This is a genomic window from Streptomyces sp. NPDC051041, assembly GCF_044456065.1.
Lineage (GTDB): Bacteria > Actinomycetota > Actinomycetes > Streptomycetales > Streptomycetaceae > Streptomyces > Streptomyces glaucus.
The window spans coordinates 12,455-31,843 of record NZ_JBITFM010000018.1 but is presented as its reverse complement, the minus strand read 5'-3'; the positions used below and the strand labels follow the sequence as shown (position 1 = coordinate 31,843).

Here is a 19,389-nt window from a genome sequence, read left to right as displayed (position 1 = left end):
GGGGTGTGGTGGGGGTGGGGGGGGGCGGGGGGGGGGGGGGGGGGGGGGGGGGGGGGGGGGGCGGGGGGGGGGGGGCGGAGGGGGGGGGGGGGGGGGGGGGGGCCCCCCCCCCCCCGCGGCCCGCCGAAGGCGGGCCGCCTTGAACCCGTAGAGAAAGTTTGAATCACGCTTGAGTCGCTGCTGCCCCGGCGGCTCTTGCTCCGATGTCGCTACTGGCATGTCGGAACATCTGGCAGCAGGTGACTCAGTCGAAGAGGGCGATCAGTCCGTTCACCCAGATCCCCAGCATCACGAGGAACACCACCAGGCAGCCGGCGCCTACCAGGAAGCTGCTGAACTTGCCTGTCCTGTCGTCCGGTTCGTCGTCCAGGGCGGAAGGGATCGAGTCCCAGTCCACTGGGCGTCCCAGGGCTTCGGAGCACGAGATTCGTACTGCTGCCAGCTGTTCCATGGCGAAGCTGGAGCGGGCGAGTGACTCGGGGCCGCGCCACGCGAGTGCCCTCATGCGCTCCTGAGGAGTCCGGTACCTCGCTTCGAAGGCGGAGGTCTCGCCCGCGTCCCGGTCCTCCTCGAGGTACATCCAACGTCCCGCTTCCGCGGGCTCGCCGTACAGCCGGTACACCTCGGCCAGGCGGCGGCGGAGCATCAGGTCGTCGGGGAAGGAGGAGACCAGTCCGCGCAGACGCTGCCGCGCCATGGGCACGCGACCGGCTGCCAGGTCTGCGTCGACCCGGGCCAGGGTGGTTGTCAGGGGCATGAACGCATGATCGCTCGGGGCAGTGGAACGCCTCGACTCCTTTTCTGTCGGGTGAGCGGTCAGTCCCGGTTCAGCGAGGTAAGACGGCCCTGCTGTCGCTCTCCGGTGGTGTAGAACCCTGAGCATGGGGAGTGAGCGGCGGGAGCGGATGAGGGCGCTGGGCGCGCGTCTTCGTGGGCTTCGAGCAGAGGCCGGCCTGACGGGTGCCGTGCTGGCGCAACGGGCCGGTGTGGGGCAACCCACTGTGTCCAAGGTCGAGACCGGGCGCATGGTTCCGAGTCGTGATGTGCTGGATCGGCTCTCGCGCGCCCTCGGCCTGGACGATTCGACTGTGCGTGAGGTGCGTGACCTCCTGGCCGCCGTGGAGGCTGCCGCGGACTTCGATCCGGTGTCCGACGATGACGCTCTGGCCGGTGCTGCTCTCGATGAAGCGGTGCGGTCAGCTCGGCTGGTGCGGTCGTTCCAGTGCGTCGTCCTGCCGGCCATGCTCCAGAGCGCGGAATACGCCCGGCATGTTTTCGAGAGTGTGCCGAACTCGACTCCTGACGCGCTCGGCCGGGCGGTCGCTGCTCGTGTGGAGCGGCAAAGCGTGTTGTACGAGCCGGGACGGGAGTCGGTGTTCGTGCTGGCGGAAGCCGTGTTGCGTACCTGGCCGGGGACTCCATCGCTGATGCTCGCCCAGCTCGACCGGCTGCTGGCTGTCGAGAGCCTGAGCACGGTACGGCTCGGGGTCATCCCGTGGCGTCGGCCGGTGCCGCTTCTGCCTCGTCACGGGTTCACGCTGTGCGACCGACGGGCGGTCGTGGTCGAGACGTTCACCGGTGAGCGGGTGTCGGTCGACTCCGCCGAGCTGGCCGCGTACGAGGAGGCGTTCGGTCGCTTCGAGCGGGCGGCCGTCTTCGGTGATGAGGTGCGGGAGCTGCTGTTGCGGGTGATGAAGGAGTTCCGCGAGTTGGGGGACATCGTCACCCCATAGAGGAATAATTCCTCTGTATGCCTGGCCCGTTGGTCACGCGTGGGAATACTCTGCCGCTGGCTGTCTAGTCCCCTAGACGCAGACAAGGAGCTTGCCATGCGTACCAAGTGGTGCCGTGCCTTCCCCGGCCTGGCCGAGCAAGTGGCCCAGGCCCGTCACTTCGTCGCCTCCATGATCGTGGAGGGAGGGCCGGTCGATGACGCCGTCCTGGTCGTCAGCGAGCTGGCGACCAACGCCGTACGGCACTCGCGGAGCGGTTCGGCCGGCGGCTGGTTCCTCGTGATCGTCGGCTTCGGTGACGGTCTCGTGCGCATCGAGGTGGTCGACCAGGGCGGCGAAAGCGCGCCGCATCTGTGCGACGCGACCAGCCAGGAAGAGAGCGGGCGCGGGCTGCTGCTGATCGCTTCCTGCGCCAAGGACTGGGGTGTGAAGAACTGGCCCGACGGGCGTTCCGTATGGGCCGAACTGGTCTGGGAGGGTGCGTGATCGCGCTCCCCTCGCCGATGGTCGACGGTTGCCCCGTGGGCGGTGACGGGTGAGTCCTCGGGGTGTGCCCCGGCGGCGGTCCCGGTTCTTCGTGGTCGGCGGTCGTACGGGACGGCGTCTGCCGCCCGTTTCGTCTAGGGCCCTAGACTCCTGGGTACTTCTAGGAGGTGTGGTCATGTCGGACGAGCTGAAGCGGATCATGGCAATCGATGATCCGTATCTGCTCCTGCGTGAGGTCACAGCGAGGCTGGCCGAAGCGCAGCAGGAAGTGACCGAGCTCGCCCGGCTCCGCCGCCGTGTGGTCCAGGACCTCCACGCGCAAGGGTTGTCCTATGCGCAGATCGCCGAGAAGGCCGGTCTGAGCCGCGGGCGGATTCATCAGATCCGGCACACCGGCCCGGCACCCGAAGGAGCCTTCCTCGGCAGGGGCGCCGTCACGGTCGTGACTCCGCTGCGGTGGGACGACGTGAAGAAGCGTCCGGTCGTCGCCATGGCCGACATGAACTCCGGCAAGCGCCTGGAAGAGCTGGCGAAGTCGTACGGGCTCGATGTCAGCTCCGGTCACGTACTGGTGAGCGGTGAGATCGACCTCAACCGTGACGGCCTGGTCGTCGTTTGCGGACCGGCCATGTCCCAGGCCATGAGCGATCTGTACGCCCAGGACCCGGTACTCGCCTGGGAGCATCCGGAGGGCGAGCCGTGGGCGCTGGTGGACCGGCGCACCGGCACGGCGTACCAGGCGGGAGCGGACATCGAACCGCGCCGCCCGCACGACGTCGGATATCTGGGCAGGCTGCCGCGCCCGGACGGCAAGGGCTCGGTGCTCGCCATCGCCGGAATCCACACGGCGGGCTCCCTCGGCGTCGTCCACCTGCTCGCCTCGGACCTCAGCACGCTCTGGGGGCAGGTGGGGGAGCGGAACTTCTCCACGCTGGTGAGCGTCGAGTACGACCCCGAAACCGACGAACCGCAGTCCGTCGAACTGCTCTGCCCCCTCTACCTGCACGACGAGGAGGCGACGGCGTGAACGTCGCCCTCGGCTCACTGCCCGCCGAACCGGGCCAGCAGAACGAGGACTTCGCGGCCGTCGCCCCCGGCGCGGCCGTCCTCCTCGACGGCGCCAGCGTGGCCGGGGCGGAAACCGGCTGCGCGCACGGCGTCGCCTGGTTCTCCTCGACGCTGGGCGGACTGCTGCTCGGTAGCATCACGGCACACCCCGCCCGGCCGCTCACCGACTGCCTCGCCGACGCGATCCGGGACGTTCGCTCGCTGCACGAGGGCACCTGCGACCTGACCTATCGGGCCAGCCCGACCAGTACGGTCGTCGCGGTCCGGGCCGGTGGGGGAGCTCTGGAATACCTCGTCCTCGGTGACTCGACCCTCCTCCTCGCTGACCGGGACGGAAAGACGACTGCCGTCACCGACCAGCGCCTGGACGAGGTCGGCGAACGGCTCCGAGCGCCGGTCGACGAACTGCCCACCGGCTCACCCGAACATGCTGCCGCCCTGGCCGAGTACCGCGACGCTCTGACCTCTCTCCGGAACCGGCCGGGCGGCTTCTGGATCGCCGGCCCCGAACCGCAGGCGGCCGAACACGCCCTCACGGGAACGGTGCTACTGGAGTCGCTGGCGTCCGTGACCCTGCTGAGTGACGGGGTGACGCGTCTCGTCGACAGCTTTGACCTCGCCGACTGGGCGCGTGTGTTGGGCGTTCTCAGCTCTTCGGGGCCGGATGAGTTGATCCGGCAGGTTCGAGAAGCAGAGGCTGGGGACCCCGACGGCCGGCGCTGGCCGCGCGGCAAGGCGCACGATGACGCGACTGTCCTGTACTGGGTGTTGTCGTAAGCGCGTTTGGCCTCGCTGCCCGCTTCTTGCCCGCCCGGCGTTATGACCGATTGCGACGACGCCAAACCGTGAACATCCAGACGCAGAGCAGCACCAGCCCCACGACCACCACCCAGATAGGCAGTACGCTCAACCCTTTGTACGACAGTGTGATGGCGGCGTGTGCTGATTCCTTCACTGTGACTCCTCAGCAGTCAGCGGTGCACTAGGAAACGCCTTCTCGTTGCACTGAAGCCAGGTGCCCCCTTCGTCAACGGCCATACTTCCTGCCGTACGCCGCACAGTTGGCTTCGTATACCCCCCTAGACAGTTGATGGGCATCGGGTTACGGTAGCCGTCAACCCCCCTAGACGGTTGGGGCGACTTCCTCCCCGTGCTGTCTAGGGGGGTATTCAACGGCTCGGTGTCCGTGATGGGCGCCCGATCAAGTGAGGTTCACAGCATGCGCGTCATCCCCGTGGACACTTCGTCCGCCACTCTGCTGGTCACGAAGCTGCCCGAGGTCAAGGTGAGGGATCGGCAGACCGGTGAGGTGGCCGTGGACCCGGTGACCAACGACCGGCTCATGGTCCTGGAGCTGGTGTTCATCGCCGCGGGCGGCTCGGACATGATCAAGGTCACCGTCCCCGAGAAGGGCATCGGCGAGGGCCTGGTCATGGGCGCTCCGGTTTTCCTGTCCGGCCTGGTGGCACGGCCTTGGGAGAGCGAGTTCGGCGGCCGTGTCCGGCACGGCATCGCCTACCGGGCGGACGCCGTCATGGTCGGCACCCCGGCAGCCGCGCAGGGCTGAGCGCCATGACCGATGCCCTGTGGGTTCTGGTGCCGGCACTGCTGGCGGTGGCCGTGCTGGCCGCGGTGCGCCGTCGCCTGCCGGTCCTGTTCTGGTGGCTGGTCGGGTATCCGGTCGTCGCGCTGCGGGTGCTCACCTCGTACCGGGCGACGATGGACGCCTGCGGCCTGACGGTTCCCGCTTCGGCCATGCGCCGGGCCACCGCCCGGATGATGGGGCGGCAGGCGGCGCCCGTACCGCCTCGCCGGTCGCTGCCGCTGCCGACCGGGTCCGGGCTCGTGATGCGGCTGCGCATGGCGGCCGGGCAGGCGCCCGAGGACTTCACCGCCTCGGCCGACCGGCTGCGGCACGCCTGGGGCGCGCACGCGGTGCACGTCCGGCCCACCAAGCCGGGGCGGCTGGAGCTGCGGCTGGTCGGCTGGGACGTCCTCGCCGACGTCCGGCCTGCTCGGCGGTGGCCGCGGACCGAACCGCTGTCCCTGCCGCTGGCGCTGCGCGAAGACGGGCACTGGCCCGTCCGGGACTTCCGTACCGTGCCGCACGAACTGATCCTCGGCGCCACCCAGTCCGGCAAGTCCGTGTACCTGCGCAACCTGCTGTGCGGACTGGCCCGCCAACCCGTCGCGCTCGTCGGCATCGACTGTAAATGGGGCGTCGAACTGACGCCGTTCGCGCCCCGGTTGTCGGCGCTCGCCGATACGCCGGACCGTGCGAACGACCTCCTGGGCGTTCTGGTGGAGGAGATGGAGGCACGGTTTCGCCTGATCGGCGTGACGAGCGGGGCCGGTCCGGACGCCGTGCTCACCTCGGACGTCTGGGGTCTGCCGGAGAAGGTGCGGCCGGTGCCGGTCGTGGTCGTCGTCGACGAGGTCGCCGAACTCTTCCTCGCCGCGAGCAAGGAGGACGAGAAGCGGCGGGACGCCATGGTCACCAAGCTCATCCGCCTCGCCCAGCTCGGCCGCGCGGCCGGCATCTACCTGGAGGTGTGCGGGCAGCGCTTCGGCGCCGAACTCGGCAAGGGCGCGACCATGCTGCGCGCCCAGCTGACCGGCCGGGTCTGCCACCGGGTCAACGACGAGACCTCCGCCAACATGGCGCTCGGTGACATCGCGCCGGAAGCCGCCTTGGCCGCCACCTCCATCCCGGCCGAACGGCCCGGCGTCGCCATCGTCGGCGACTCCTCCGGCGGCTGGTCCCGCGTCCGCTCGCCCCACCTCACCCTCGACGACGCGGCGGCCGTCTGCCGCGACACCGCCTCCCTGGTGCCGGAACTGTCCCGGCTTGACTCCTTCCGGCCCGTCGTCACCGCCGAACCGGTCGGGCCGTCCTCTCCCACCGCTGCCGTGCCCACCGCTCGCCCGGTGACCGAGTAGCCGCACCTCCCCCTCCACGGCCGGCGTGACCGCCTCGCGCCACGTCCCTACCCCTCCCATGCCTGAAACCGGAAGGAAGCCCCATGCCACGCCCCACCATCGCCGAGGTCAGCGCGCTCATCGCGGACCTGGCCGCACTCCGCCAGAACCGCACCTCCGCCGAGTACGCCGGGCTCATGGCCCGTAAGGCGGACCTGCTGGAGCGCATCGCCGCCCACACGCCCGCCGAGGCGGCCCGCCTCGCCCGTGAACGCGCCGACGCGCTCAAGTCCGCCGACTGATCGCACGGAAGGGAACCCGAGCCGATGCGTGCCCACCTGGTCCGCGTGGACGCCGTGATCATTCAGGCCGTCATCGCAGGTGCCCTGTCCTTCTCGCACCTGCACGACCTCGCCGCGGCGGCCGGACAGAGCGGCTGGAAGGCGTGGGCCTACCCCGTGAGTGTCGACCTGCTGCTGGTCGCCGCCTGGCGCCGGATGCGCCAGCAGCAGCGGGCGGGACAGGCGACCGGTGGACCGCGGCTGTGGTTCCTGGTGGCCCTGACCGCGTCCCTCGGCGCCAACGTCGCCACCGCCGGGCTCCTCGACCTGGACGACGTACCGGCCTGGCTCCGCGTGACGGTCGCGGGCTGGCCCGCCGTCGCCTTCTTCGGCGGCACGCTGCTGGCCCACGTACCGCACACCCCGGAAACGCCGGCGACCCCGGCCCCCTCGGCAGCGGACACGCAAGCGGAGCCGCGCCCTGCTCCGGCTGCCGTCGACCAACCCGACCGCGAGGCGCTTCCGGCGACCTCCACCGACCCCGAACCGACTCCGGAGCCCGCCGCCGAACCGATTACCACCCCGGCCCCGGTGACCGCCTCCGCCACTGTTCTGCCGCCCGTCCTCGTCGATCGCGTCCGGGCTCTGGCCGAGGAACACCGCTCGGCCACCGGCCGCCCCGCCGACCCCGACGCCGTACGCGCCCGGCTCGGCTTGCCCCCGTCCATGACTCCGTCCGTCGCCGCTTACCTCTGAGAGGAGCACCACCATGCACCGGCGCTTCCGCAACGTCCGCCGCATCGGCCCCGTCAACGTCGCCTCGTACGTCGACCGCGGCCGGAACCGTCACCTGGCCGCCTGCACCGCGCCCCGCTGCGACTTCTCCGCCGAGTACGACAGCCGCGCCGCCGCCGAACTCGCCGCCCGTACCCACCGCTGCCCGGCCTGACAGGAGAACACCGCCATGGACGTCCCCCTCTGGCTCGCCCTGCTCGTCGTCGGGGTCCTGGGCGTCAAGCTCATCCGCCCGCCCTGGTGGCTCGTCGCCGTGCTGCTCGTCGGCGGCTACCTCCTCGCCGACAGCCTGCTTGCCCCCGTCATCGACAGCTTCCTCGAGTGACCCGCGAAAGGAGAGCGCTCATGTTCCGACCGAAAATCCCGACCATGCCGCAGCCCACCGGCCTGACCGCCCCGCCCGCCGTCGTCGAACCGACCGCCCTCACGCCGGGCGCCCCGGCTTCGCCGCCGGCCTCCGTCGCCCCGGTCCCGGCCCGTCCGGCCCGCCCGGCCGCCCGACTCACGCCCGGTACCGCGCTCGCCCTCGTCGGCGGCGGTGCCTCCGCGGTCCTGGTCGTCGGTGCTGTCCTGGTCTCCATGCTCCTCGCCGTCGCCCTCACCGCCACGTCCGTGGCCGTGTGCGCCGTCGCCATCCGCTCGGTCCTCAGCCGCCGCTGACCTCATCGCTCCATCGCACCCGGCCTGCCCGCACTGTCTAGTCCCCTGGACAGGCTGGGTGCGTGCACCGAACGCCCGCCCCTTGCAAGGAGGAACCCGCACATGCGCTCTGCGGCTCCCACCGGAGCCCTCCGCCAGCTGGCAGCGCTCGCCCGGCACGGCGACCTCGGCGCCTACGCACGCCAGATCCAGCGTCTCGGCGGCTGCGAGCAACCGGTGCGGATGGAGGGCCACCGGCTCGACGTCCACGCCGCAACCGGTGAGATCGTCCGCGAGATCGCCGACCGCGACCTTCCGGCCGGACAGCTGCTCATCCGCTGCAACAACCGCCGCGCCAATCGGTGCGCCGCCTGCGCCGAGATCTACCGCAGGGACACCTTCCACCTGATCACCGCCGGCCTGAGCGGCGGCAAGGGCATCGGCCCGGCCGTCGCCGAACACCCGCGGGTCTTCGCCACCTTCACCGCCCCGTCCTTCGGCCCCGTCCACAACCGCCCCGGCGGCGGCCGGTGCCGCTGCGGACGCCTCCACCCGGACGACGACCCCGCCCTTGGCACGCCCCTGGACCCGGACCGCTACGACTACCGCGCGGCCGTCCTGTGGAACGCGCACGCCGGAGCCCTGTGGGCCCGCTTCACCACCTACCTGCGCCAGCACCTCGCCTCCCGCGCGGGCGTCAGCCGCTCGGCGCTGCGCCACTGCCTCAAGGTCTCGTACGCCAAGGTCGCCGAGTACCAGCGGCGCGGCGCCGTCCACTTCCACGCCGTCATCCGTCTCGACGGCCCGGACGGCGCCGAGGACGCCCCGCCGGCCTGGGCCACCACCGAACTGCTCACCGACGCGATCCGCTCCGCGGCCCGCCTCGCCGAGGCACCCGGCCCCGTCCTCGACGGCCGCGCGTACGCCTTCCGCTTCGGCGAACAGCTCGACATCCGTCCCATCCGCTCGGCCGACTTCGCGGGCACCTCGGAACTGTCCAGCCGCGCCGTGGCGGCCTACATCGCCAAGTACGCCACCAAGGGCGCCGAGGCCGCGGGCACCCTGGACCGCCCCATCCGCAACCCGATCACCGACCTGATCGGCTCCGGAGTCACCGACCACGCCCGGCGCATGATCCTCACCTGCTGGCACCTCGGCGCCCGGCCCGAACTCGAAGACCTGCGCCTGCGCAAGTGGGCCCACATGCTCGGCTTCCGCGGCCACTTCTCCACCAAGTCCCGCGCCTACTCCACCACCCTCGGCGCCCTCCGCCAGGAACGCGCCGACCACAACGAAACCCTGGCCCGCGCACGCGCGGCCGAGGCCGGCCACCCGCTGCCCGACCCGGACGCCGTCCTCGTCCTCTCGCACTGGGTTTTCGCCGGCACCGGCCTGACCGCTGCGGAGACCTGGCTCGCCACCACTCGTCAGCCCACCCCCGAGAACGAAGGAGGACCGGTCGCATGGCCTCGGTGACCATCCAGCGGAAGTGGTACACGATGGCAGAGGTCGCCGACATGCTCGGCTTCAGCCTGTCCAAGACCAAGATGCTCGTGCTCACGGGCGAGATCCGCTCCGTCAAGATCGGCCGTAACCGCCGCATCCTCCCGGCCTGGGTCGACGAGTACGTGAACCGCTGCGCCGCCGAGGCCGGGAGGTGGTCGGCGTGAGCGGGAAGCGCGGCAACGGCGAAGGGTCGATCTACCCGTACAAGAACGGCTACGCGGCGTATGCCTGGGTCACCACCCCGGAAGGCGAACGCAAGCGGAAGTACGTCTACGGCAAGACCCGTGACGAAGTTCACCGGAAGTGGATCCGGCTGCACGGCGAAGCCGCCAAGGGACCCGTGCAGACCCGGCACCGGACGGTGGCGGCCTTCCTGTCGTACTGGCTCGAATCGATCGTGAAACCGAACCTGGCCCCGCTGTCCTACGTCTCGTACGAGGGCTCCGTCCGGCTCTACATCGTTCCCCACCTCGGCGCGAAGCGGCTCGACAAGCTGACCGTGCGGGACGTCCGCGAGTGGCTGACGAAGCTGGCCGGCGTCTGCCAGTGCTGCGCCCAGGGCAAGGACGCCAAGCGGGATCCGCGGCGGCGCCGGTGCTGCGCGATCGGGGAGTGCTGCGAGGCGTACCCGTCCCGCCGGGTGATCCAGGCGGCCAGGGACACGCTGCGGGCCGCGCTGACCCACGCCGTGGCCGAGGAGGAGATCGGCAAGAACGTGGCCTCCCTGGTGAAGGTGCCCAAGCCGCGCCGCCGCCGGATCAAGCCCTGGTCGGTCGCCGAGGCAGGACGGTTCCTCTCCGACGCCCTGACCCGTGAGGATCCGCTGTTCGCCGCCTGGGTCCTGGTGCTCTGCCTCGGCCTGCGCCGGGGCGAGGTCCTGGGGCTCACCTGGAAGTCGGTCGACTTCGAGGCGGGTGAGCTGTACGTGGACCACCAGATCCAGCGTGCCGGGCGGGAGATCCTGCACCGGGAGACCAAGACGGAGGAGTCGGACGACTTCCTACCGCTGCCAGCGCTGTGCCTCAAGGCGCTCCGGATGCGCCGGGCGCAGCAGGACGGGGACCGGAAGGCGGCCGGTGAGCTGTGGCAGGACACGCGCGGCCTGGTCTTCACCACGAAGTACGGCACCCCCATCGAGCCGGGGAACCTCACCCGGATGTTCGCCCTGCGGGCCCGCCGGGCCGGCCTGCGTGTGATCCCGCTGCGGAACACCCGGCACACGTGCAGCTCGCTCCTGGTCGCCCTCAAGGTGCACCCGAAGGTGGCCCAGCGGATCCTGCGCCACTCGCAGATCGCCATGACGATGGAGGTCTACGCCGAGGCGAGCGAGGAAGAGGTGCGGGCCGCGCTCGGCAAGCTGTCCGACGCCATGGGCGGTACCGGCTGAGGCGGTTGCTGTACTTCGCTGCTGTACGCCCCCGAAACGCCGAAGGCCCCGGATCGCTCCGGGGCCTTCGACCTGTGTGCACTCGGCAGGATTCGAACCTGCAACCTTCTGATCCGTAGTCAGATGCTCTATCCGTTAAGCTACGAGTGCTTGTTCTTTTTTCTTCGCCGCTTCCGTTCCTTTCGGCCCGCTCGCGGCGACAGGAAGAACATTACATGACTGCCGCCGCGATGTGAAATCCGTTCGCCCCACCCCTTGTGACCTGCGCAAACGCCCTGAGTGGGCCGACGGAGACAGGCGAGTGCCCGGCAACGACGAAGCCCCGGCCGGAAGGGCCGGGGCTTCGAAGGATCGTGCGCGGAGGCGGAGGGATTTGAACCCTCGATGGGCTTTAAGGCCCAAACCGCATTAGCAGTGCGGCGCCATAGACCGGACTAGGCGACGCCTCCATACACAGCCCCCCGCGCGCAGCGCGGTTGGTGCGTGCCGATGATGACACAGGCGAGCCCGCTGTCACCAATCGCCCCCCACGGTACTAGGCGGGCGGGCCGCAGGGCAAAGTCCTTCCGCGAGGGGTGTCGCGGGCGGTGTCGCCCGTGACGTCACCGGCGGCGCGGTCGGTGAAGCCGCCGTGCGACGGGCGCGCAACGTCCTCGGGCCTGTCGCGTTAGTCAGGTCATGTTGCAGGTCAACCGTCTTCTCGTCACCGCCGCCTCCGCCCTCGCCGCCCTCGGCTCGCTGATCGCCGCGCCCCCGGCCGCCCACGCCGGGGCCGCCCCCGGCGCCTCGGCGCCCCCGCCGGTCCGCGACGAGGACCGGGGCCGCGACCATCTGACCGTCACCGTCCGGGGCGCGGGCGGGGGCGCGGACGGCACGTTCGAGCTGTACTGCCACCCCGTCGGCGGCAATCACCCCGATCCCCGGGCCGCCTGTGCCGCGGCCGAGCGGAACACCCGGTGGGGGTCGGACGCCTTCGCCCCGGCCCCCCGGGAGGGCGTCTGCACCCTGCAGTACGGCGGGCCCGCCACCGCGCACGTCACCGGCACCTGGGCCGGCCGGCCCGTGGACGCGACGTACGACCGCCGCGACGGCTGCCGGATCGACCGCTGGGACCGGCTCGTGCCGCTGCTGCCCGATGTCCGGTACGCGGGGCGGTAGCGACGGGCGGGCCGGGGACGGCGGGAGGCACTCGTGACGGCGGGGCGGCCGGGGCCGGGGGCCCGCGGCCCGCCCGCGCCGGCGATGGCGCGGGGGCGTCCGCGGCGGGGACAGGGGAGGCGTAAAGGTCCCGCGAAGGTCTTGCGACGTCAGGGCACCCGGTCACATGTTCTGTGTCACTTCGTCGTGCGACCTCCCTCTCATCCGGCGCCGCGGGCACGGCCCGTGCCCTTAGACTCCCTCGCGTGACACGCCGCGGGCCGGTTGGCAAGATGGCCCAGGCGGTCGGCAAGTGCGGTAACAGGGAGGAAGCGACTCGTGAGCAGCAGGCCATCCCGAGGCGCTGCTCGCCTCGCAGCCATACTGGACGCTCTTCCCGACGCGTTGGTACTGGTCAACGCCAACGGCACCGTCGTCAACGCCAACACCATCGCCCTCGAGGCCTTCGAGACGCCCGGCACCGCGCTGGTCGGGCGCGGACTGCTCGACCTGCTCCCGCAGTTCGACTCCAAGCTCATTCCCGGGTCCATGCGGCGGCCCGACCACCTCGATCCGCGGGCGCGCACCAAGCCGACCCGGATGATCGCCCGGCGGACCGACGGGAGCGAGTTCCCCGTCGAGGTCACCAGCGCGAACCTGGAGAACGGCCAGCAGGCCTACGACGGTTACGGCTACACCGGCGACGAGCTGCTGATGCTCGTCGTGCGCGATCTGTCCGGCACCGTCGACACCGAGGCCGAGCTGGCGCGTTCGCAGCGGCAGACCGAGATGATCCTGCGGGCCGCCGCCGAGGGCGTCGTCGGCACCGACACGGACGGGCGGATCGTCCTGGTCAACCCGGCCGCCGCCCAGATCCTGGGCTACCGGGCCAGCGACCTGGGCGGACGCGAGCTGCACACCCTCATCCTGCACTCGCGCGCGGACGGGTCGCCCTTCCCGTACGCCGAGTCGCCGCTCGCCGACACCCTGCGCTCCGGGCGCAAGCACCGGGTGCGCGGGCAGGTGGTGTACGCCAAGAACGGCGAGAAGGTGCCGGTCGACCTGACGACCGCGCCCGTCCGCGACGGCGACCAGCTCGTCGGCGCCGTGCTGACCTTCACCGACCGGCGGCCGTACGACGCGCTCGTCAAGGAGAAGGAGGACGCGGAGAAGCGGCACGCCGAGGAGCTGGAGCGGCTCGCCGAGGAGCACGCCTCCGAACTGACCGCGCTGCGGCAGCGGCACGTCACCGAACTGGAGGAGCTGCGCGAGCGGCACGCCGAGGAGCTCGCCGCGGGCGAGGAGCGGTACGCCGCGCTCGGGGAGCGCGAGAAGGACCGGTACGAGGCCCTCGCCGCCCGGCACGAGCAGCTGCTCACCCTCCTCGGGACCTCGTTGCGCGGGCCGCTGGAGGAGCTGCGCCGCGAGCTGTCCGCGCTGGCCGCGGACGACGCCGGGCAGCTGTGGCCCGAGGCGAACCAGGTGCTGCACTACCTGTCGGCCGGCTACTCGCGGATCACGACCCTCATCGACAACGTCCTCGGGTACCAGCGGCTCGACGCCGGGGCCGAGGGGATCTCCCGCACGAAGGTGATGCTCGACGCCGTCGTCGCCGCCGGTGTCGACGGGGCCGTGGAGCTCATCGGGCCCGGGCGGGTGCAGTTCGCCGTGCACGCGCCGCCCATCGAGGCCGAGGTCGACCCGCGGCTGCTCGCGACCGCCCTCGCGCATCTCGTCGCGGATGTCGCGGGCGTCGACGCGACCGGCAACACGCCCGTTCCGGCGGGCGGTTACCTGGACAACACCGTCGTGGTGGCGGCGGCGCAGCGCGGCGAGGTCGTACGGATCGAGGTGCGCGGGCCGTACGCCGGGGGGGACCCGGTGCACGAGCCGATCGTGCGGGGGATCGTCCGGGCCCACGGCGGCGTGCTCCAGACGCACGAGGTGCCGGGCATGAGCGGGAGCGCGTACGTGCTCGAAGTGCCGCTCGGGGGTGGGGCGGGGGCCGTCGCGGCCTCGGTCCAGGACCCGGGGGCGTCCGCCGCGGCACCGGGTGAGGACCCGGCGCGGGGAGAGGTCCCGGCGCCGGGCGCGGAGAGCGGCGAGGCGGCCGGTCCCGGTGAGCAGGTCCCCGGTGAGCAGGCTTCCGGCGGGGGGCGGCGGGCCCGGCGGGCGTCCGTCGACGCCTTCCTGGAGAGCGAGGTCCCCGGCGGGTCCGGTGCGCCCGAGGGTCCTGCCGGTCCCGGCGGCCCCGAGGGGGAGGCCGCCGTGCCGACCGGGCGGCGGCGGAGGCGTGCGGCCGGCGGGCCCGCGCCGGTGCCGGCGCCGGCGCAGGGACCGGCCGAGCCGTCCGGCGGCACCGGACGGCGGCGCGGGCGGCCCGCCGAGGGCGCGGGCGTGGCCGAGGGCGCCGTCGTGACGGCCGCCGAACATGCCGCGGGGACCGCGGCCTCGGGCACGGGGCTGGGCGGCACCGTGCCGCCCCAGGGCGTGCCCGCGTCCGGCGGACGGCGGGCCCGGCGCGCCGCCGGCGAGCAGCAGGCGCTGCCGCCCGCGCTGCCCGCGCCGGCCGGCGAGGCCGGTGCGGAGGGGACCGCGCAGTCCCAGCCGACGGGGCGTCGTCGGCGTGCCCTGGCCGCCGCGACCGAACGCGCCGCCGCGCAGGACGCGGCGCCGCGCACGGTGTTCGCCCTGCCGCCGGCCGAGGCGGACCGGGAGGAGCAGGGGGCCGAGGGGGCCGTCGCCTCCGGGCCCGCCGCCGGTGACGCGGCCGCTGCCGGTGTGCCCGGCGCGCCGGGTGCGCCGGGTGCGCCGGCTGGGACCGAGGGAGTGGACGGGCCGATTCCGGTCCCGCCGCAGGGGCGGGTGCCCGGGCAGGGGCAGCAGCCTGCTCAGGGGCAGGGACCTGTTCCCGGTCAGGGGCGTGCGCCCGGTCAGGGGCGTGCGCCCGGTCAGGGGCAGGTTCCCGGTCAGGGTCAGGTTCCCGGTCAGGGTCAGGCGCCGGTCGGCGGGGCCGCCGCTCCCGGTGGCGCCCTGCCCGACGACGGCCGGCACGACCCCGTGCCGCACGACCAGGCCGACGACCACACCCCGCCGCAGCCGCATCCCGCGAGCGCTCCTTCGGGACGTCGGCGCCGTGCCGTCGCCCAGCCGGCGGAAGCGGCCGGCGCACCCGCGCAGGGAGTGCCGGCGCAAGGGACCCCCGCGCAGGCTCCGGCACGGCCGGTTCCCGCACAGGGGGCCCCCGTACAGGCCGTGCCGCCGCAGGGCGCGGCTGCTGCGCAGCAGGGCGCCCCGGTCCCGGCCCAGGGTGTTCCGGTCCCCGCCCAGGGGATCCCGGTCGCGGCCCAGGGCGCTCCGGTGCCCGCGCCGGGCGTTCCGGTCCCGCCGCAGGCCACGGCCGTGCCCGCGCCGGGTGCTCCCGGCCAGGGCGGGCAGGCGGCCGCTCCCGGGCAGCCGGTTCTGCCGCAGCCGGTTGCGGGACGGCCGGTTCCCCCGCAGGCCGCTCCGGGCCGGCCGGTCCAGCCGACGGCCGCCCAGCCCCACCCGCAGCCCGTCGCCGCCCAGCCCGCCGCGCAGGACGCGTCCGCGCAGGCCGGCCTGCCCGCCCAGCAGGCCGTCGCCGCCGGTCAGCCGCTGCCGCAGCAGGGCGTGCCGGGACAGGCGCCCGCCGGTCAGGGCGCCGGCGTCCCCGGGCTCGCTCCCGCACACCACCCCACGGCGCCGGAACAGCCCGCCGCCGGCCGGCCGCTCCCGCCGGAAGCAGCCCCTGGCCGGAGCACTCCGGCGCAGAACACCTCCGGACAGGGCATCCCGGTCCCGCAACCGTGGCCCGCCGCGGGCGACACCTCCGGCGCGGGCACGCCCGTACCGCAGGACGCCGCCGGCCCGGTCCCGCCCGCCGGCACTCCCGGCCCCGTACCGCCCGCCGGCACTCCCGGCCCCGTACCGCCCGCCGGCGTCCCCGCCCCGGCGCCCGGCGCCCCCGTACCGCCGCCGGGCGCCGTCCCCAGCCCCCCGCAGCCCGCCGCAGGCACCGCGCTGCCTCCGGAGAGCGGTCCGCGGGTGGCGCAGCCGTTGCCCGCCGAGGCCGGTGCGCCGGTCGATCCGAACTCCACCCAGGGACGGGCGATCAGCGTGCGGACGCTGGGGCAGGGCGTGCCGTTCAACCGGCAGGCGGCCCAGGCGCAGCAGCCGTCGGCCACGCCCGCCCCGCATCAGCCGGGCGGTTCCGGCCGGCGTCGCAAGCTGGGGACGCCGCCCGACCCGGCCGCCGGGCGCCCGGAGCAGGCGGCCCGGCCGCATCCGCCGGCCGAGCAGCCCGCCGGCCGGCCGCAGGCGTCGCCCGCCGCCCAGCCCCGGATCGCGCAGGCGACCGAGGGCGGCGGCCGGTCGTACGCCATAGGCGCGCCGGACGAGAACGCCGCCGAGGGGCCCGAGCCGCTGGACGGTCCCGGCGGGGCCGTCGAGGTGGCCGACCCGCCGCGGCCGCAGCCGATGGACGACGAGCTGCCGCCGGAGCCGCTGGACAACCCGCGGCGGCTGCTGGTGTGGCCGGCTCCGGACGTGAGCACCCAGCAGGCGCTGAGCGACCGCGGGTACCGGCCCGTGATCGTGCACTCGCGTGAGGAGGTCGACGCGCAGATCGCGGCCTTCCCCGCCGCGCTGTTCGTGGACCCGCTGACCGGGCCGATCACCCGCACGGCGCTGCAGTCGCTGCGGCAGGCCGCGGTCGCGGCCGAGGTGCCGGTGCTGGTCACGGCCGGACTCGGGCAGGCGTCGCGGGACGCGGCGTACGGGGCCGACCCAGCCGTCCTGCTCAAGGCGCTGGCGCCGCGCGACAGCGAGCAGCATCCGCCGCGCGTGCTGCTGATCGAGGAGCACACGGAGATCGCGCTGGCGCTGACCGCGGCGCTGGAGCGGCGCGGGATGCAGGTGGCGCGGGCCGCGAGCGACGCGGACGCGGTGACGCTGGCGGGACAGTTCCGGCCGAACCTGGTCGTGATGGACCTGATGCAGATGCACCGGCGCCAGGCCGGGTCCGCCGGGTTCGCCGGGGCCGCCGGGATCATCGACTGGCTGCGCGCGAACGGGCAGCTCAACCGCACCCCGCTCGTCGTCTACACCGCCGCCGTCGACCCGGCGGACCTGCCGCGCCTCGCCTCGGGCGAGACGGTGCTGTTCCTCGCGGAGCGGTCCACCAGCGACGAGGTGCAGTCCCGGATCGTCGACCTGCTGGCGCGGATCGGGACCAACTGACCGGGCCGGCCGGCCCGCGTCAGCGTGCGACCAGGCGGCGGGCCGCCTCCTTCACCGAGGCCCGCAGCCGGTCGCGGTCGGCGCCCTCGCCGCCGACCAGGATGCGCCGCATCTGCGGGACGACCGCGGCCCAGTTGGCCAGCGCGGTCAGCAGGAACATCAGGTCCCGCGCCGGGATCGCGTCCGTGATCACGCCCCGGTCCTGGCCGTCCCGGAGGGCGGCGACCTTGCGGACGTAGTGCTCCTGGCGCTCGGCCTCGTGCGGCAGTTCGGCGGTGCCGTACTCCAGGCCCTCCCAGAAGAGGAGGCGGAGCAGTTCGGGGTGGGCGGCGTGGTAGTCCATCAGCCGGTCGACCCAGCCCTCGATGTCGTCCGGATCGACGGGGACGGCTTCGGCGAGGTCCAGCATCTTCTTCTCCAGGACGATCGCGAACAGCTCCGCCTTGTTGCCGAAGTAGGCGTAGATCAGCTGCTTGTTCGCCTTCGCCGCGGTCGCGATGCGGTCGATGCGGGCGCCCGCGATCCCGTGCCGGGCGAACTCGGCGACCGCCGCCTCGAAGATCCGGGCCCTGGTGGCCTCGGGGTCCCTTGCTGCCATGGGGGACAGGGTAGCGCGCAAGGTAACCAACTGTTTGGTTGACTAGGAATCCATCCGTGCCGCAGACTGTTCACCCCCCATCCAACCAACTGGTTGGTTGTTGGAGTCGGCTCCAGGAGCCCGCGCCGAGGAACTCGGCGGGAACAGGCTCGGCGGAACCGGCTCGGCAGGAGCAGAGCCCGAGAGATCCCGGAGGATTCCCGCTCATGTCACCCGAAGCGACCGCTGCCCGCCGGAGCACCCGCGGAACCGATCACGGAACCCGCCGCGGAACCGATCGCGGGGCCGGCCGCGGGGCCCGGCAGGCCCCGGTCCGGGAGCCGCGCGCCCCCGCCCTCTTCCTCGCTCTGCTCGCCGTGTGCAGCGCGGTCACCGCCGCGAACATCTACCTCGCCGCCCCGCTGCTCTCCCTCATCGCCCGCGACTTCGGCTCCACGCCGTCGGCGGTGGCCTGGATCGCCTCGGTCGCGCAGTTCGGCTACGCGGTGGGCCTGCTCTTCTTCGCCCCGCTCGGCGACAGCGCGAACCGGCGCCGCCTGGTCGCCCTCCTCACGCTGGTCACCACGGCCGCGCTGGCCGCCAGCGCGGCCGCCCCCGGCGCCGGCGCGCTCGCGGTCGCCGTGTTCGTCGCCTCGGCCGCGACCGTCGTCCCGCAGCTGCTCGTCCCGCTGGTCGCCGAGCGCGCCCCCGCCGCGCGCCGCGCCCGCCATGTCGCGGCCGTCGTCGCCGGCCTGTTCACCGGCATCGTCGCGGCCCGGGTGCTCGGCGGACTGGCCGGGCAGGCCTTCGGCTGGCGGTGGGTGTTCGCGGGCGCGGCCGTACTGACCCTGGCCCTGGGCCTGGCGACCGCCGCCGCCCTGCCGGCCGAACGGCGCCACCGCGCCGGCTCGCTGTTCGCCGGCATCGCCGCCCTGCCGGGACTGGTCCGCCGCTCGCCCGACCTGTGGCGCGCGTGCCTGCGGCAGGCCGGGATGTTCGGCGCCTGGAGCGCCCTGTGGACCTCGCTCGCGCTGCTGCTGACGGAGGAGCCGTACGGGCTGTCCACCGCCACGGCCGGCCTGTTCGGCCTGTTCGGGCTCACCGCCAGCGCGGTGGCGCCCCTGGCCGGCGGACTCGTCGACCGGTTCGGCGCCGCCCGGGTCGTCCGGTCCGCGTATCTGCTCGCCGCCGTGTCCGTGCCGCTGTTCTGGCTGGGCGGGCAGGTGATGGCGGCCCTGTTCGTCGCCGCGATCGCGATCCACGCGGCGCTCGTCGCCTCCCACGTCGCCAACCAGACCCTGGCGCTGACCACCACCTCCACCCCGGCCACCGCCAACACCGCGTACGTGGTGAGCGGCTTCGCCGGCGGCGCCACCGCCTCGGCCCTCGCGGGCCCGGCCTTCGGCCACTTCGGCTGGGGCGGCGTGTGCGCGGTGGCGGCGGTGTGGCTGGCGGTGGGCTGGGGAGCCACCGCCGCGCGGCGGCGGTGAGCTCCGGGCCGCGGACCGCCGGAAGGGCGGGGGCGGCCCCGGCCCCCGACGCCGGGGGGGGCGCGCCCGGCCCGCCCGGGCGGCCCCCCGACCAGCGCGGGTGGCCCCAGGA

Annotated in this window: 19 protein-coding genes and 2 tRNA genes; 17 read left to right on the top strand and 4 right to left on the bottom strand. The window is 73.6% G+C overall.

Features of this window, described 5'->3' with window-relative positions:
- Window positions 1–244: 244 nt before the first annotated feature.
- Window positions 245–757 carry a DUF6584 family protein gene (locus ACIBAI_RS23705; RefSeq protein ID WP_399037178.1) on the bottom strand — a complete coding sequence of 171 codons (513 nt, stop codon included), beginning with the start codon at window positions 755–757 and terminating at the stop codon, window positions 245–247.
- A gap of 124 nt (window positions 758–881) precedes the next feature.
- On the opposite strand from ACIBAI_RS23705, the gene ACIBAI_RS23700 reads away from it, so the two are divergent.
- From ACIBAI_RS23700 to xerC, 14 genes are all read left to right on the top strand, one after another.
- Window positions 882–1,733, top strand: coding sequence for a helix-turn-helix domain-containing protein (locus tag ACIBAI_RS23700; protein ID WP_399037176.1), 852 nt, complete (start codon window positions 882–884; stop codon window positions 1,731–1,733).
- A gap of 96 nt (window positions 1,734–1,829) precedes the next feature.
- The gene (locus ACIBAI_RS23695; protein WP_399037175.1) at window positions 1,830–2,219 is read left to right on the top strand and encodes an ATP-binding protein; all 390 of its coding nucleotides are present in this window, start codon (window positions 1,830–1,832) and stop codon (window positions 2,217–2,219) included.
- Between the two features lie 175 nt (window positions 2,220–2,394).
- Window positions 2,395–3,246, top strand: coding sequence for a sigma factor-like helix-turn-helix DNA-binding protein (locus ACIBAI_RS23690; RefSeq protein ID WP_399037174.1), 852 nt, complete (start codon window positions 2,395–2,397; stop codon window positions 3,244–3,246).
- Window positions 3,243–4,064, top strand: a complete 822-nt coding sequence (locus tag ACIBAI_RS23685) for an integrase (protein WP_399037172.1) — start codon at window positions 3,243–3,245, stop codon at window positions 4,062–4,064. Before ACIBAI_RS23690 ends, ACIBAI_RS23685 begins: the two co-directional genes overlap by 4 nt.
- A 442-nt stretch (window positions 4,065–4,506) precedes the next feature.
- Entirely contained in the window at window positions 4,507–4,854 is a 348-nt protein-coding gene (locus ACIBAI_RS23680) for a hypothetical protein (RefSeq protein WP_385996033.1), read from the top strand.
- Window positions 4,855–4,859: 5 nt separating this feature from the next.
- Window positions 4,860–6,227 carry an FtsK/SpoIIIE domain-containing protein gene (locus ACIBAI_RS23675; protein ID WP_399037170.1) on the top strand — a complete coding sequence of 456 codons (1,368 nt, stop codon included), beginning with the start codon at window positions 4,860–4,862 and terminating at the stop codon, window positions 6,225–6,227.
- A gap of 83 nt (window positions 6,228–6,310) precedes the next feature.
- The gene (locus ACIBAI_RS23670; protein WP_399037168.1) at window positions 6,311–6,508 is read left to right on the top strand and encodes a hypothetical protein; all 198 of its coding nucleotides are present in this window, start codon (window positions 6,311–6,313) and stop codon (window positions 6,506–6,508) included.
- 24 nt (window positions 6,509–6,532) lie between these two features.
- Window positions 6,533–7,243: a DUF2637 domain-containing protein gene (locus ACIBAI_RS23665; RefSeq protein ID WP_399037166.1), complete on the top strand. Its 711-nt coding sequence runs from the start codon at window positions 6,533–6,535 to the stop codon at window positions 7,241–7,243.
- Window positions 7,244–7,256: 13 nt separating this feature from the next.
- Window positions 7,257–7,436, top strand: a complete 180-nt coding sequence (locus tag ACIBAI_RS23660) for a mobile element transfer protein (RefSeq protein WP_344603641.1) — start codon at window positions 7,257–7,259, stop codon at window positions 7,434–7,436.
- 15 nt (window positions 7,437–7,451) lie between these two features.
- Entirely contained in the window at window positions 7,452–7,607 is a 156-nt protein-coding gene (locus tag ACIBAI_RS23655; protein ID WP_399037164.1) for a hypothetical protein, read from the top strand.
- Between the two features lie 20 nt (window positions 7,608–7,627).
- Window positions 7,628–7,942, top strand: a complete 315-nt coding sequence (locus ACIBAI_RS23650; RefSeq protein ID WP_399037162.1) for a SpdD-like protein — start codon at window positions 7,628–7,630, stop codon at window positions 7,940–7,942.
- A 102-nt stretch (window positions 7,943–8,044) separates the two neighbouring features.
- A complete protein-coding gene (locus ACIBAI_RS23645) occupies window positions 8,045–9,397 on the top strand; it encodes a replication initiator (protein WP_399037160.1) in 1,353 nt (450 codons plus the stop codon).
- Window positions 9,385–9,591 carry a helix-turn-helix domain-containing protein gene (locus ACIBAI_RS23640; protein WP_399037158.1) on the top strand — a complete coding sequence of 69 codons (207 nt, stop codon included), beginning with the start codon at window positions 9,385–9,387 and terminating at the stop codon, window positions 9,589–9,591. The genes ACIBAI_RS23645 and ACIBAI_RS23640 overlap by 13 nt, the downstream gene beginning before the upstream one ends.
- The gene (xerC, locus tag ACIBAI_RS23635) at window positions 9,579–10,814 is read left to right on the top strand and encodes a tyrosine recombinase XerC (RefSeq protein WP_399037157.1); all 1,236 of its coding nucleotides are present in this window, start codon (window positions 9,579–9,581) and stop codon (window positions 10,812–10,814) included. Before ACIBAI_RS23640 ends, xerC begins: the two co-directional genes overlap by 13 nt.
- Before the next feature lie 77 nt (window positions 10,815–10,891).
- Here the strand turns inward: xerC and ACIBAI_RS23630 are convergent.
- Window positions 10,892–10,964, bottom strand: a tRNA-Arg gene (locus ACIBAI_RS23630).
- A gap of 208 nt (window positions 10,965–11,172) precedes the next feature.
- Window positions 11,173–11,263, bottom strand: a tRNA-Ser gene (locus ACIBAI_RS23625).
- Between the two features lie 229 nt (window positions 11,264–11,492).
- Here ACIBAI_RS23625 and ACIBAI_RS23620 point away from each other — a divergent pair.
- On the top strand, window positions 11,493–11,972 hold the full coding sequence (locus tag ACIBAI_RS23620; protein ID WP_399037154.1) for an SSI family serine proteinase inhibitor: 480 nt from the start codon (window positions 11,493–11,495) through the stop codon (window positions 11,970–11,972).
- A 318-nt stretch (window positions 11,973–12,290) separates the two neighbouring features.
- Window positions 12,291–17,210 carry a PAS domain-containing protein gene (locus tag ACIBAI_RS23615; RefSeq protein WP_399037151.1) on the top strand — a complete coding sequence of 1,640 codons (4,920 nt, stop codon included), beginning with the start codon at window positions 12,291–12,293 and terminating at the stop codon, window positions 17,208–17,210.
- A 19-nt stretch (window positions 17,211–17,229) separates the two neighbouring features.
- On the opposite strand, the gene ACIBAI_RS23610 is transcribed toward ACIBAI_RS23615, so the two are convergent.
- Window positions 17,230–17,808 carry a TetR family transcriptional regulator gene (locus ACIBAI_RS23610; RefSeq protein ID WP_399037149.1) on the bottom strand — a complete coding sequence of 193 codons (579 nt, stop codon included), beginning with the start codon at window positions 17,806–17,808 and terminating at the stop codon, window positions 17,230–17,232.
- A gap of 206 nt (window positions 17,809–18,014) precedes the next feature.
- Between ACIBAI_RS23610 and ACIBAI_RS23605 the strand changes: the two genes are divergently transcribed.
- Complete coding sequence (locus ACIBAI_RS23605) at window positions 18,015–19,277, top strand: MFS transporter (protein WP_399037148.1); 1,263 nt, start codon at window positions 18,015–18,017, stop codon at window positions 19,275–19,277.
- The last annotated feature ends 112 nt before the right edge of the window (window positions 19,278–19,389 follow it).

Excerpts from the sequence above, each read along its gene's own strand:
- ACIBAI_RS23670 (WP_399037168.1), top strand. The coding sequence starts at position 6,311 with ATGCCACGCCCCACCATCGCCGAGGTCAGCGCGCTCATCGCGGACCTG.
- ACIBAI_RS23640 (WP_399037158.1), top strand. The coding sequence starts at position 9,385 with ATGGCCTCGGTGACCATCCAGCGGAAGTGGTACACGATGGCAGAGGTC.
- ACIBAI_RS23700 (WP_399037176.1), top strand. The coding sequence starts at position 882 with ATGGGGAGTGAGCGGCGGGAGCGGATGAGGGCGCTGGGCGCGCGTCTT.
- ACIBAI_RS23705 (WP_399037178.1), bottom strand. The coding sequence starts at position 757 with ATGCCCCTGACAACCACCCTGGCCCGGGTCGACGCAGACCTGGCAGCC.
- ACIBAI_RS23695 (WP_399037175.1), top strand. The coding sequence starts at position 1,830 with ATGCGTACCAAGTGGTGCCGTGCCTTCCCCGGCCTGGCCGAGCAAGTG.
- ACIBAI_RS23605 (WP_399037148.1), top strand. The coding sequence starts at position 18,015 with ATGTCACCCGAAGCGACCGCTGCCCGCCGGAGCACCCGCGGAACCGAT.
- ACIBAI_RS23690 (WP_399037174.1), top strand. The coding sequence starts at position 2,395 with ATGTCGGACGAGCTGAAGCGGATCATGGCAATCGATGATCCGTATCTG.
- ACIBAI_RS23620 (WP_399037154.1), top strand. The coding sequence starts at position 11,493 with ATGTTGCAGGTCAACCGTCTTCTCGTCACCGCCGCCTCCGCCCTCGCC.
- ACIBAI_RS23680 (WP_385996033.1), top strand. The coding sequence starts at position 4,507 with ATGCGCGTCATCCCCGTGGACACTTCGTCCGCCACTCTGCTGGTCACG.
- ACIBAI_RS23655 (WP_399037164.1), top strand. The coding sequence starts at position 7,452 with ATGGACGTCCCCCTCTGGCTCGCCCTGCTCGTCGTCGGGGTCCTGGGC.
- ACIBAI_RS23675 (WP_399037170.1), top strand. The coding sequence starts at position 4,860 with ATGACCGATGCCCTGTGGGTTCTGGTGCCGGCACTGCTGGCGGTGGCC.
- ACIBAI_RS23645 (WP_399037160.1), top strand. The coding sequence starts at position 8,045 with ATGCGCTCTGCGGCTCCCACCGGAGCCCTCCGCCAGCTGGCAGCGCTC.
- ACIBAI_RS23650 (WP_399037162.1), top strand. The coding sequence starts at position 7,628 with ATGTTCCGACCGAAAATCCCGACCATGCCGCAGCCCACCGGCCTGACC.
- ACIBAI_RS23665 (WP_399037166.1), top strand. The coding sequence starts at position 6,533 with ATGCGTGCCCACCTGGTCCGCGTGGACGCCGTGATCATTCAGGCCGTC.
- ACIBAI_RS23660 (WP_344603641.1), top strand. The coding sequence starts at position 7,257 with ATGCACCGGCGCTTCCGCAACGTCCGCCGCATCGGCCCCGTCAACGTC.
- ACIBAI_RS23610 (WP_399037149.1), bottom strand. The coding sequence starts at position 17,808 with ATGGCAGCAAGGGACCCCGAGGCCACCAGGGCCCGGATCTTCGAGGCG.